This window comes from Erythrobacter sp. YT30 (genome assembly GCF_001542875.1).
Taxonomy (GTDB): Bacteria; Pseudomonadota; Alphaproteobacteria; order Sphingomonadales; family Sphingomonadaceae; genus Erythrobacter.
The window spans coordinates 336599-350845 of record NZ_LMAF01000002.1; the positions used below are offsets into that span (position 1 = coordinate 336599).

Genomic DNA, 14247 nt, shown 5'->3' on the forward strand with positions numbered 1-14247 from the left:
CGCCCTTACTCCCCGCCTGCTTTGCTGGCGGCGATGCGCACCATGTTGGTTTCAACCGTTGGCGGCGGACCGTCCCATCCATCCCCGGCAAAGACCGCATCGACAGCGGAGCGAACCCCGACGAGCCGGCGTTCGATGAGGCCAGTGTCCTCGCCATCTTTCGCCGAATAGGTGACTTGGATCACGAGGCGCTGCTCATCGAGCTGTGCGAGTTGCGCCAATTTGCCAGCCATTGCCGGTTTCAAATCAGCGGACCCTTGCGCAAAGGCACGATCATCAATCGCAATAGTGACAACGCGGCCCTTGACGATGCCGAAGTTCAGCTCGCTGATCTTACCGCGAGTGAGGCGGATCGACTGCGGGTTGTCCATCACCGGCGTGTAGCCAGCAGGGATCGTGCGCGGATCGAGTTTCAACACATAGTTCGAACCGATCTGAGCGTTTGGCACCGCAGCGCAGGTGATGTGATAGCGGCCAAATTCATCGACCGTGATGAGTTCGCCGTTGACCGTGGCGAGACGCGCGCCAGGAACGCCCGGCTCGCCCTCGTCCTGATAGCCATTGCCGTTAAAATCATCGAAGACTTTGCCAATGATTTCCGCGCAATCGAAGATCGCGCTTGCGGTGATGGTAACGACTGCCTGTGCGCGGTTCGACACTTCGGCATTGGTTGCGCCGTTTTGAGCGACCGCGGTGTTTATCCGATCACCTTCGCTGACACCGGCACCGATCACCGCGATGATCGAATAGGTGCTGGTGGCATTGCCAGCGAGGAATTGATCTTCCCAGCGCAGCTCGCGAACGGCCTCTTCGGGTTCATCGGGCACATCGTTCACGCGGGCAGAACCCGGCACATATTTGAAGCCCGGCGGCAGAATATCGACCACATCAATGCCTGCCCGATCAGCCGCCTCAGTGTTGCGAACGGTGATTGTATACGGGACGAGTTCGCCAACGCTGGCCGTGCGTTTCGTGCTTGTCTTCGTGACAAGCAGATCAGCGCGAGTGGTGAACGGATCCAGTGGAATGTGATTGTTGACCACATTCGCATCACCCTGAGCGATCAGGAAGCTGAGGTAATATGTCGTCGGGTCGCCCACCTGCGGAGCGCGCGTATTGGGAACAACCGCTGCTGGATCACCAAGACCTGCGACATTCAGCGCGCCATCTTCGGGAAGGATGATGGTTGAGATGGGATCGGCAAAGCCTGTCGGCGCGGTGACCTGGATCGCGTATTCGGTCCGTCCCACAGGGCAGGCCGCATCTGCACCCGCGACAATATCGAAACGATAGAACCCATCATCGCCCGTGATCTGGCCCGACTGGCTTGGATCGATGTAGCAGACATCGGGCAGGACATTGCCGAACTGGTCAGTCAGGTTGACGACCGCACCGTCAATCGGCTGGCGCGTAATCGCGTCATAGATAACGCCCGATGGATCAATCGGCTGATTCTGATCAGTCAGTATTTCACCCGCAGTGATCGTAACATCTTGCAAGGACCCGAACTGCGCGCCGCCATTGGGGCTGAAGAAGCGGATTTCATAGTCGGAACCGGGAGGCAGATCTTCGACGGTGTAGAAACCATCGGCGTCGGTCTGGACAGTGGTGACGACTTCGCCGTTCTGCACGACCTGAACGGTCCAGCCGGTTTGCAGAGGCTCGCCGCCTTCGAAATTGCGGTTGAGGTTTTCATCGAGGAAGACGACCCCGCTCACCCCGCCAAGGCTGGGCACGACATTCAGCGTGACCGTTGCCGTGGTGCAATTGGTCGGGTTGATCGCTTCACAGATCTGATAATCGAACGTGTAGTCGCCTTCTGGCGTGCCGCGCTCAACCCCCACAATGCCGGTTGCTGGATCGAATGTGATACCCGGCGGCAGCGATGATCCCGGAGCAATGGAAAGGATTGCATTGGTTGCGTTCGCAGGCTGCCCGTCAATCGTATCGCCATCGAACACGTTGAGAACGTTCGGCTGATCGAACGAGCTGTCGATATCGACCGCGCTATCGTCGAGTGCCTCAATCTCGGCTGCAATGACGGTAACAGTCGCAGTCGCCGTCGCGCAGTTCGTTGGGTTCAGCGTCTCGCAGATTTCATAATCAAAGACATAATCGCCAGCAGGCGTGCCTGGATCGACGGAGATATTGCCGGTGGTCACATCAAAGGTGAGGCCCGTTGGCACTGTTGATCCCGGCGCAACGCTGATCGTCACATTGTCCGTGGTTGCAGGCGCACCGTTCAGCGTGTCTCCGGTCAGGACATTCAAAACATCCACTTCGCCGGGCGCGCCGACGATATCGGCTACGCTGTCATCATTGGCCTCAATCGGCGCTGCGATTACAGGCACGGTAATCGTCGCCGTGTCGCAATTGGTCGGGTTCAGCTCTTCGCAGATCTGATATTCGATCACATAATCGCCAGCAGGCGTTCCCGGCGGCACATCGACAAGGCCCGTCGCAGGATCGAGAACAGGCACTGGCCCGCCATTGATCGGCGTTGCAGGTGTAGTGACGGAGATATCGACTGTGCTGAGATCAGCCGGATCGCCATTCAGTGTGTCATTGGTGAGGACGTTGATAACGCCAGTTCCGCCATCGCTGCCATTTGTCGGCGGCGCAGTGTCAGGGTTGGCTTCGATAACAGCCGCGACGACTTCGACAGTGGCAGTTGCGATGGCGCAATTCGTCGGGTTCAGGATCTCGCAGATTTGATAATCAAAGCTGTAGCTGCCTGCCGCCGTGCCCGGATCGACCGAAACCTCACCTGTGGCCGGATCGAACGTCAGCCCGGCAGGAACGCTGGAGCCTGCCGCAACGGTGATCGTGACTGTGCTGGTGTTGACGGGCACTCCATTCAAAGTGTCACCATCAAGCACGTTGAGAACGTCAGTTGCGCCGGTAGCGCCATTGATGCCCGACACATTGTCATCCACCGCGATGATTGGCACCGCATCCACTGTCACCCGGGCTGTTGCGGTTGAACAATTGCCGGGATTGAGGATCTCGCAGATCGTGTAATCAAATTCGTATGTGCCAGCGGGCGTGCCGGGATCGACAGAGACGCTGCCTGTGGCCGTGTCGAAAGTGAGCCCTGCTGGAACGCTGGAGCCGGTTGCAACCGTGATCGCTACATTGCTCGTGGTTGCGGGCGATCCATCCAAGGTATCACCATCAAGCACGTTCAGAACATCAGCCTGCCCTGTCTGACCATCGATACCCGTGACGCTGTCATCAACCGCGATAATCGGCACGGCATCCACCGAAACGCGGGCGGTCGCAGTCGAGCAGTTTGAAGGATTGAGGATTTCACAGATCGTGTAATCGAATTCATAGGTTCCAGAAGGCGTACCCGGATCAACCGAGACATTGCCTGTCGCAGGATCGAAACTGAGCCCAGCCGGCACGCTGGAACCCGTCGCAACCGTGATGACGACATTGCTGGTCGTGGCAGGCGCGCCATTGAGCGTGTCACCGGTAAGCACGTTGAGCACATTGGCTTGCCCGGTCAGCCCATTCACGCCGGAGGCATTGTCGTCCACCGCCTGAATGGTCGCCGCATCGACAACGACCGTTACGGTCGCAGGGGCGCAATTGTCCGGATCATCCTCATCGCAGATCTCGTAATCGATCGTGTACGTGCCGGCTGGCGTGCCTGCGGGCACATCGACAAGGCCTGTTGCTGGATCGAGCACCGGAACTGACCCGCCGCCAATCGGGGTTGCGGGCGTGACGATAGTGATATCGATCTCATTCAGATCGGCAGGCGATCCGTTGAACGTGTCGTTGTCGAGCACGTTTATGATGTCATCGCCGCCCGTTGCTCCATTCACAGGCGCCGGATTGTCATTATCCGCCGTGATCACCGCATTGGTGCGGTTCTGGAAGATATAGCCCGTCGCATCGGTAGAGGCGGCAAGCACGATCGCGCTGATCGTGTTTTGGGCAGGCGCATCGCCAAAGGTGGAATTGTCGACAGTGCCGCCAGCCGTGCCGGCCGTTTCGGCGCGATCATAGAAAGCAAGATCCTGCGTTTCGACGAGCGAATATCCATTGGCATCAGACGGCGGGAGATTATCGAAGCCGAAATTGCCATTGCCATCGGTAGTGGTCGAGAAATTCACCGCGTTCCCAAATGCATCGGTCCCGCTGAGCGTCACTGTGATGCCCGGCGTCCCCTCGCCCGCTTCGATCGTGTCATTCTCGTTATCGTCGGCATAGACAGTACCCGAAAGCGAGGATGGAGCGATCTGTGTATCGGCAGAAGCGCTGTTATTGCTGGCGTTGGAATCTTCGCTGAGAGGATCACCGAAGGAATCTTCGCCCGGTGTAATGGTCGCCGTATTGGTCGCATTGGTTGGGGCGACATCGCCTGAATAGGGCGCTTCGGCCAAGGCAAAGACGGAAAGATCAACCGTATCGGCGGCGCCGGCGGGGAAGTTGCCCGTAACCGTACACGTGATTGTGCTCGTGCCGGTGCAATTGATACCGCTCACGCTCGCGCCGCTTCCTCCGGGTATCGAAGTGCTGGGCACGGTTGAGTTCGTGAAGACAAAACCGCTTGGCAGGACATCGGTGATGATGACTTCGGTCGCAGCCGATGGGCCATTGTTGCGGAAGCGGATCACATATTCGATCGGCTCATTAACGCTGCGAACCAGCGCGCCATTGCGGGTCTTGCTGACAATCTCGAGATCTGTCGAAGGCAGCACAGTCGTGTTTTGAACCGCACGGTTGTTGGGCAGCTGTGTATCAGCGCCAGCACCGGTGATGGCAGGCTGCTCTGCTGCGGTGACTTCAACAGCGTTTTCGAAAGTAACCGTTCCAGCAGGCGGTGTTCCGCCAATGGTAAAGGTCAATCGGAAAATGACTTGATTGCCTGCATCGAGGAAATTGTTCGCCGTGGTCACCGTGTCGATCCGGCAAAGGACATTGCCGCCCGATGGCGAGCAGCCTGCATTGGGTGCCGCCTGCAGGCTCAAGCCGCCATTTGCCGCGACCGGGTTAATCGTCACCGTGTCGAGCGTCATCGTGAGCCCGGGGGGCGGTGCGGGAATGTCCGTGACAAGCACATCGGTCGCGCGCGATGGGCCAAAGTTTGAAACGCGGATGTCGTAATTCAGCGTCTCATCAAAGCGGATCGGGTCATCTGTTGCCGGATCGGTTTCAACCTTCGTGACAGCCAGATCGAACTCGGGCGGATCAACACCGTGCGTCAGGTCAAAGAAGTTGTTGCCCGCATTGGGATCATTGCCGCCATTGCTGTCGAGCGATGTGGTTTCGACAGTTGCACGGTTGGTCACCGTTGTCTGGCCAAACGGGAATTTGGGCAGGACATCAATTTCAACCTGGCGGATTTCGTCCCTGATGAACTGGCCAAGATTACACGTCACTGTCCCTGTTCCGGTTGCGACAGAACAACTACCGCCCGGTTTGGTGGTGGTGGGCGTGCCGACGATATCGAACAGGTTTGGATCGATGACATCTGTCACCACGACATTTTCAGCCGGGTTTGCGCCATCATTGCTGACACTGATCAGATACGTTGCGGGAACGCCGACCTGCGCCGGATCGGGCGTGATGCTCTTGCTGCTCACCGTCATATCGGCGACCGCGCCCACGGTGTATCTCGCGTCGTCGCGATTATTGCTGTTGTCGCTTTCGGTCGTGTCGGCTGAGAAGATGGTCGCTTCGTTGATGAACGATCCGCTGCCGAACGGGCGATCAACGCGCAGCACAATCGTCTGCGGATTGCCGACTGTCAGATTGGTGATGTTGATATCGGCACGGTTGTTGTTCGGCTGATAATTGAGCGTTGCACCGGGAGGCGCGCTTTGCAGCGTGACGCCCGTGGTCAGACCGCCTGAATTGATCAGGTTGGGGAAGATATCGCGAACGCGGACATTGGCAGCCGGATCGCCCACACGGTTGCGCGCGACAAGCTGAATATAGAAGGTGTTGTCGGTGTCAGCGATCGTGATGTTGCCGCTGAATGGGCCGGTGGGCGACAGGCTGACGGATTTGTCGATCGCAAGATCAGCATCAGATGTCGTCGATACAGTCCCGCGCGAAAAGCAATCATCGCCCGAAGGGCTTGTGGGCGCAGATGGCGTATGCTGCGAACCAGCCGTCGTATCGGTGCAGGCTTCGTTGGTGATGGTGCCGTTAAAGCCAGCGCTCGACTGCGTGATCAGGTCAAGCCGGATATCCGAGCCGACCGCCAGCGTGCCGGTGGTGTTCGTGCGGCAGGTGACCAATGTGCCCCCCGCATTGGGAGCGGTGGTGCAGTCAAAATCCGAAGGGCCGCTGATGAATGTCTCGTTCGGGCCTAGCTGATCCGTGATGATCAGCGGGCTGGCAGCAGAATAGCTCGCCACCGAAGGCCCGTCATTGCGGACGAAGATACGCGACGTGATGTTCTGCCCCGGCGCCACCGGATTTGGAAATTTGTTCTTGGTGCGCAAACGCAGATCGGCATTGGCCGGAACCACTTGGAAAGGCACCGACACGGTGTTGTTGCTCGCATCCGGATCGGGGAAGCCGCCCCCGGGTGAAATCGTGGCGACATTGTTGATCGTGCCGCCTGTCGGAGTGTCACCCGTCACCGGAATATCGAAAACCGCCTGTCCCGGCGCATTGAGCGATCCGGCAGTACACGTCACGGTTTGACCTGAAAGCGAGCAGCCGGGCGGAACTGCCCCAATCGTAAGCGAGCTGTCGATCGTATCGGTGATCGTAGAGCCCGCAGGCACGGTTTGCGGGCCAGTGTTGCTGATCGTCAGCCGGATCGTCGCGCTGCTGCCGACCGTGATCGTCGATGGCATGCTTTTTTGAGCAACAAGATCGCTGCCCGGTTCGACATTGGTGACGACCGTGTTCGAGATGTTGTTGGAAGGGTCAGGATCGAGCGTTGTGAGCTCGGTTATTTCGACACTGGCAATGTTCGAGATTGTGCCCGCAGAATCAGAAACGATGTTCCCGACAATGGTTATGTCGGGATAGGGAACGCCTGCTGCTGGCGCGGAGCCGGTGTAGTTACAGGTGACAGTGGTTCCAGACCGCGAACACGACCAGTTTGTACCGCCAGCGCTTTGGAACTCAAATTCCGACGCTGCCGGCAAATTGTCGACCACGCGCACGGCTGCCGTGGTCGATGGCCCGTTATTCACTGTCGAAAGCGTGTAGGTCAGCTGGCCGCCCGCGATGACGCTGGGGGCTGAACCCGCTTTGGTGACCGTCAGATCGGCGCCATTGCGAACCGTCGGCGTGATCGTGATTGAGTTGTTACCCGGGTTGCTGTCGGTGTTGCCTGCAGCAGAGATCGTCGCCGTCGTATTGTTAGCGCCGCTGGTCAATGCGGTGGCGGTGTAAGTGAATGTTTGGGGGCTGTTGCGGACGAGGTTGGGCAGATTGCAGGTGAGTGTTTGCGATCCGACAGCTCCGCTCAAGGTACAAAAGCCTGGAATATCCGCGGGTGCGACTTCAAAGTTGCTTGGCACGTTAATCGTAACGACCGCATTGTTGACGGCCTGAGCGCTGTTGTTCGCAGCGGTGATCGTGAAATCGGCTTCGGCAGATTCGGCAACAGGATCAGGATCGACCGAATAATTGGTAACCTGAAGATCAGCAGCGCTCGCCGCCGTTCCCGTTACCAATGCGGCAAAGCCAATCAGCAACCATTTCAGGTTTGCAAAAGAAAGCCCAAGTCCCCGCCCAATAGCCTGCATGCCGTGCGCCCGTCCCATTGCACGCCGAGTCCCCCTCGACTGGTTTTGGAGCCAAGCGATGCACGCCCTGCTCCAGGAAACTAAGCTCTAGTTTTGAGTCGTTCCCCGTGTCGAATCAATAACAACCTGAATTGACGAGTTTTTACAATTCGTAAATGCGTCTCGCGGCGGTGGATGATGGCTCAATTGGGATGGGCCGCCTTCTTTGAGTGGGAACGTTCACCCCACGTTCTGAAATTAACCAAACCGTTTGATAAGCAAGACATTTCCCGAAAACGTCTGACCCGAATACAAAACGGCCGCGTCCCAAGGGTAGGAGACGCGGCCGCATGTCAGGCTATTCGCCTGATTGATCGAAGACCAATCAGAAGCGCCAGTTGAGCGTCATGCGCCCTTGGTTGTTGGTCAGAAGACCGCGTCCCATGTCGGACGTGCCGCTGACGCTAACGCTCAGATTGTTGCCGAGCGACAGTTCTGCACCGGCATTGACGCTTATCCATTCCGGATCGAGCGGATTGCTGATCGAGAATGGAACGTCCGATGCGCCGATGAAGTGCGCGGTCACGATATCGGCATTGTCGGCAAGCTCACGGGCGTAAGCAACCGAGCCGAATGCGCTGAGCGTGCCCTTGCGGCCAATCCCGGTATCAAGCGAGCCCATAAGGCCAAACTTGGTACCAACCGATGTGAAGGTGCGATCAAGGACGTTGAGGCCATACTGACCCGCGCCGAATTCGGTGTAGCCACCGATATCGTTGCGGACATAGTCGACACTCGCAACCGGCCCCACTTCAACGCCTTCAGCGACGTCGAAAGAGTAGCCAACGCGCACGCCTGAGAAGGTCTGGTTGCCCCGTGCAGCGCCGCTTGCGGTGCTGAACTGATTGACAAACTCGCCTTGTGAAGCGCGTTCTGCACCCAGGTTCTGACGGGCAAAGCCGACATACATGTCAGCAAAGCCATTGCCGAACTGGTAAGCGGCAAAGCCCGCGCCTGCGACGCTGGTGTCATCAGGACGCTGTACTGCGCCAACGCTGGTGCCGCTGTTGCGGATGCTGGTCATCGCGAAACCGACGCTGAAGTCGTCCGTGATTTCCATGTCTGCACCCAAAGTCAGCTCACCCGACTGAGTGAAAGCTGCCTCTTCCAGAGCAGACGATCCATCATTGCGATCAGCTGCGTTGAGGAACACGCCCGACACTGTGCTGAAGAAGCCAAGCTTGCTTTCCTGACCAGGAGCCGTGCCAGCCATCGCGAAGGACGCATTGCCTGCCGATGAGAACCCGGCAGCCGCCTTGTTCGCACCGCGCAGTGCCAGCGTGCGCTGAGCCAGTTGACCAGTGAAACGCTGCGAGAAGCTGTTTGCAACCATCGATTGACCGAACGCGCTGACAGGTGTGAGCGTGTTCAGCGTTGGCAGCAGGGTTTCAAGGCTTGCATTGTCGACCACATCGAACAGGGCGGCAAACGAATTGCTACGGCCATCGAAACGAAGCGTATCGAGCGCATCGCCCACTCCGGCAAGATTGCCATTGACCAACTGTCCAATGCTGCGTGCGTTGATCGAAACGATCACATCGCCGCCGTCAACGCGGGTTTCAGCGAACAGGATTGGCGAACGCGAGAACAGGTTCACTTCTTGGAAATCGCCAACAATGGTGTCCGCGCTCAGAACGATTGCCTCATCGCCAAATCTTGGACGACCAAGGCCATTGATGAAGAGACCACCGGCAAGGCTCGCATCGCCGTTTACCTGAATAAGGTCAGTTCTGATGTTGCGACGAGAGAACGAGATGTCAGCGAGGTACGAACCAGCGGTTGTCTGGATGTAGTCGCCGTTGATCGTGAGCGTCCGCGTCTTGCCAATCCGGCCCGGCGCAATGCCTGCGCCAAGGTTGAACACAGCATCAGCGTTGATGGTGCCCGCACCATAAGTCAGACCGCCAAACAGAGCGGCGATCCCGGCGTTGAACGTACCTTCGATCCGTGCCTGACCGCTATATTGTTCGTAACCGATAACGGTCGTGAATGTTTGTTGATCGGGCAGGAAGAAGCGCGCATCGCCGTTATCGAGAACGAGCTTGTCGATCTCGACATCAATATCGACCTTGGTCTGGCCGAAATTGTTGAGGTGCACTTCGAAGTATTGGGCAGGCGAATCAAATGCCGTGCCAACGGTGCCGTCCGTGTTGTTCGGAACAAAGCCGGTTGAGCCAGGGCCGAGCAAGACTGAGCTATCAGGCGTGTTCGCACCGAAATTCGCCGTGCCTTCAGGCGGAAGGAATGGCGATGGCGCAGTCGAATTGCCCGAGATATCAATGCCGACAATCGTGCCAAGCTTTGGCCCCGCTTCATAGACGCCCGGTTCGCTGCCCGTTGGCAGACCGTTCACCAGAGTGCCTGTGCCATCATCGACAAAGAAACCGGGATCAAGATCCTGCGTCCAGCGCGACGCGTCAGACCATTTGCCGCTGCCCGGCTTTGCCGAGACATACTTGTACGCGGTGTTCTCAGAAATGAATTCAAAGAACGGATAGATCGGATTGTAGAAGCTGATGTCGCCATAGCCTTCTGGAACACCGAAGAAATCGAACCCGCCAGAAAGAACAGCAGTTACGATTGGGAAAGCGTAAAGCTCATCAACGATCAGAGGAGAACCGCTGTCGCCGCCAGCCGTGGCGACTTCATTGGGAAGCGCGTCCCCTTCGAAATAGTCGATTGCGCGAACCGCAGCCAGATCAGCGCAGTTCACACCAGTCGGGGTAAAATCGCAGCCATCGATTTCGGCCTGCGTGCGATCCGGGTTGTCGAAATCGGTCCAGTAATAGGCCTGCGTCTCGAAACCGAAATCGGCTGTTGGAGCGAATGCCGGGAAGAGGCTGTCACCGAGATCGGCGGGAGAGCCGACAGCACCCAACATGTTTTCGCCAACACGGCGCAGGAAGCCAATGCCTGCTTCACCGCCGCCTTCAATCCCATTGGCAACGCCAAACGTGCCATATCCGACCTGCACCACGTGGGTCAGCTCATCCACGGGGGTGAGAAGGATCGGCATGGAGGGGATGTCAGTGATGGGCGAATCCACCGCGACCAGCGCAATATCGGCCCATGGGAATGGCAGGCCGCCATTGTCCAGGTTCGATGACGCGTGGATCACGACGTCGGTGCTGGTTGCAACTCCGCCATTCGCGTAATTCGCACCTGTATCAAGGTATTCGAAGAAGCGAACCGAGCTGTCTACACCTGAAGAAATGAGGACTGATGTGTCGGCAGTGCCGGGAGTGCCATACGCCTCTGAAGAGGAATCGTTGAGGCAGTGCGCTGCCGTCAAAACGGTGCGAGGATTGATGACCGTACCGGTGCAATTGAAGAAGATGCCGCCTGTCGTGTTGTCCTGAATGAACAGTTGGACGACCGAAGGCTGGGTGTTGTTCACGTCGATCGATCCGCCAAGGCCGACGTCATCGCGCGAAATGATCTCAGGCTCGGCAGGGGTCGGCACAGCCTGAAGGTTTTCAGGGGTTGCAAAAGTCGACGCCATCGAAAGATCGGGCGCCATGATGGTCGACATGCGCGGTTCAATTCGGAACCCGTCAAAGGTGCCGCGCGCTTCGAGAACCACGTCCTCTTCGGCTGCTTCGCTTCCCGATGCATAGGCAGGCATGGCGAAGCCGCCTGCCAGTCCGATTACACCGACATTCAATAGTAATTTCAGCTTTTGCATAAATGCCCCTCTTTTCGCGGTCGAGCCCCTCTCGACTCGGTTAAGCTACTATGAACAGGCGAATTCAGACAATGTAGCGAGGTTAAAATCGGCAATTTCGAAATATTGTTGCGTAGCAATTTACATTTGCGCACAACATTTACTCAGTGTTTACCGAAACGCACGCTAATGTCCTGAAATGGGACGTTTTTTAACCATGTTTTCGAGCCGCTAAAACGGCGGGCGTGATCGACAGCGACTCAGAGACGCTTATCCCCAGAAACTGGGAGCGGTTCGGGTGATCTGGTTTTGGGATATTTGCGCAAGAACGCGCGAGGCGGGTCGGCTCAGTGTATGAGGCTGCAGAGTAGCAGCCCAGACCGCTGCCTTAGTACGAGCCCTTCGCGGCAAGAACGACTGGCACGGTTTGCAAAAGGATCCTGACATTGTCGGCCACGCGGCCCTTGCGCACATAGACCACATCAAAAGCGATCCGGCGGCGATAGGCGACGTCATTGCGGCCGCTCACCTGCCACAGGCCTGTGATGCCAGGGCGAACCGCGCAATAATGACCGAAATAGCGGCCATATTTCTTGATCTCGCTTTCGACGATCGGGCGCGGGCCAACCAGACTCATATCGCCTGCAAGAACGTTGAAGAGTTGCGGCAGCTCATCAAGGCTGCTTTTGCGCAGGAATTCGCCGAAGGGATGCACGCGCGGATCGTTGCGCAACTTTTGATCCTGCGCCCATTCAAACCGCGATGCAGCGCACGTTTCGAGCAGCCGCTCAAGCCGGGCCTGCGCGTCGATCTCCATCGTGCGGAATTTGTAGCAGGTGAACTTCTTGCCGCCTCTTCCAATGCGGGTCTGTTTGAAGAACACCGGGCCTTTGGAAGAGATGATGATGCCCAGCGCAATGAAGAGCATCAACGGCGCAGCCACGATCAGCATTAGGAACGATCCGATGCGATCAATCAGCTTTGCCAAAAGGGGATCATCAATGATGAAATTGCTCCGAGCGGTGATCCTCGGGCTTTCATATTTGATAAGTTTTCGTGCGTTGCCGGACGGCATTGCCGAATCCCCTGAAGTGGTTGCGTGTTAAAAAAACGCTAACATCACCATCAGGGGTTTGGAACCGCAAGGATGCACGGTTCATCGCTTTGGTCCAATTTGTTACAGTCGGAGCACGTTTCCTAACGCCAAAAATGTCCTAAAATGGGACAAAACTGGCCAAATAGAAAAGCAGCGCCCAACTGGCGACAATTCCCGCGAGCAGAACAAGCAAGCGCGCAGGACGCGGATATCGCTCAGCGCCAGAGCGCGACTTATGCCGCTCGCCCGAAGATTTGCGTAAGAGGTCTGGCAGTGAAAATGGGCTGAGCGTTACAGCAACCCATTCAGCATCATGCCTGCGACCACGAAAGGCTGGCATCCAAATTCTCCCGGTGCGGCCCGTTTTCGGGCTCGACCGGTATATACACGAGTTTATTAGTAAAAAGCTACTCTAGAAGCTGTATCTTACCGCCGCACTGATCGAATTCTGTGTAAATACATTGAGCCCGGTGCGGTCGAAGTACTGCGCTTCGAGCAAAAAGCTCCATTTTCGATCCAGTCGATAGTCGGCGAGAAAGCCCAGGTTCCACTGGCGGCCATCCTCATCAGAATTGCCGAGATTTAGATCGGCATACCCAATGCGCCCTGTCAGGACGAGATTGCGCAGCAATTCATGCTCCACCTGCAAGCGTGCTTCGGTGCGCAAAAGCCCGGTAAAGCGCGGGTTGAGCGTTTCATCCACCTGCCGCAGCGCAGAGAACAACACAGAAGTCAGCGGCGTCACATTCCAAAGCACATCTGCCTGAAACGAAAGGCCATCGATTGTATTGAGCGTCGGATCATCAAAATCCTGCTGCAGGTACCCAGCGCGCACGTCCAGATAGAGCAATTCGGTGATCTGCTGGCCATAGCCCGCTTCAAGCTGGAAACCGTCCGATGACCGATCGATAAATCCGACGACCACGAACTCTTCAAACAGGGGAGCAAGCTGCGCATCGCGCTTGTCTACCCGGCCTTGCACATAGATTTGCTGGTCGCGGGTGCGCGCGAATGATGCTCGAACCGTCCCTTGGTATGTTTCGAAATCGCGGAAAGCGAGGTCGAACTCGGATGCGCCAACCTCAATCTCACCCTGAAACCTGACTGCGCGCAGGCGCCCGTTTACATCCAGCCGGAAGGGGCCAAACTCTTTTGCCACGCCGCCATTGGCGATGATGTTGGTGAAGGAGACGGGTTCAGACGTCGCAATGTCGAATGAATCGATATCGCGGCGCTGTTCAAAATTGCGCTCGAGGCGAAGGCCCAGATTGTATTCGAACCCTGTCCCAAGGCCCTGACGGGTCGTCGCATTGAGGCCAAACTGCTCTGCATTTTCGCTGGTCGTATCGACAAAGCGGCGAACATTGGCTGACAGGTCGATGCGCGTTTCGCGATCCGCCCGGCGATCCACAAACAAAACATTGGGCCGGACCGAGATGATGAGGTCATCTCTTTCATTGGCTTGTGTGGCGAAGATGTTGTCGTTGTATTCCAGCTCCGTGTTGATGGAGGGAAACATCTGGAACCCGCCAACCGGGATCGGAACGCTCGAAAACTCAGGCGCATTGCGCTCTGCGACCGATTGCGCCTGCCTGTCGGATTGCGCAGAAACCGCCGAAAACGGCACCGCGCAAAACGCACCCATCGCCGCGAGTGAAGCGCTCACCTTCAACGTATGCGCCGCGATCCGCGCGCGCTTGGCATTTGCCATCTTCAATTCC

General features: G+C 57.2%; 5 protein-coding genes. All 5 read right to left on the bottom strand.

The window, feature by feature from the left end; all coding sequences use genetic code 11:
* Positions 1–5 precede the first annotated feature (5 nt).
* Positions 6–7745, bottom strand: coding sequence for a DUF11 domain-containing protein (locus AUC45_RS06315; RefSeq protein WP_067599968.1), 7740 nt, complete (start codon positions 7743–7745; stop codon positions 6–8).
* Between the two features lie 346 nt (positions 7746–8091).
* Entirely contained in the window at positions 8092–11451 is a 3360-nt protein-coding gene (locus AUC45_RS06320) for an autotransporter domain-containing protein (protein ID WP_067599971.1), read from the bottom strand.
* 367 nt (positions 11452–11818) lie between these two features.
* A complete protein-coding gene (locus AUC45_RS06325; RefSeq protein WP_197409521.1) occupies positions 11819–12505 on the bottom strand; it encodes a sugar transferase in 687 nt (228 codons plus the stop codon).
* A gap of 139 nt (positions 12506–12644) precedes the next feature.
* Positions 12645–12866 (bottom strand): hypothetical protein, encoded by a 222-nt coding sequence (locus AUC45_RS06330; RefSeq protein ID WP_067599973.1) that lies wholly within the window; start codon positions 12864–12866, stop codon positions 12645–12647.
* A 72-nt stretch (positions 12867–12938) separates the two neighbouring features.
* The gene (locus AUC45_RS06335) at positions 12939–14237 is read right to left on the bottom strand and encodes an outer membrane beta-barrel protein (protein ID WP_067599976.1); all 1299 of its coding nucleotides are present in this window, start codon (positions 14235–14237) and stop codon (positions 12939–12941) included.
* Positions 14238–14247 lie beyond the last annotated feature (10 nt).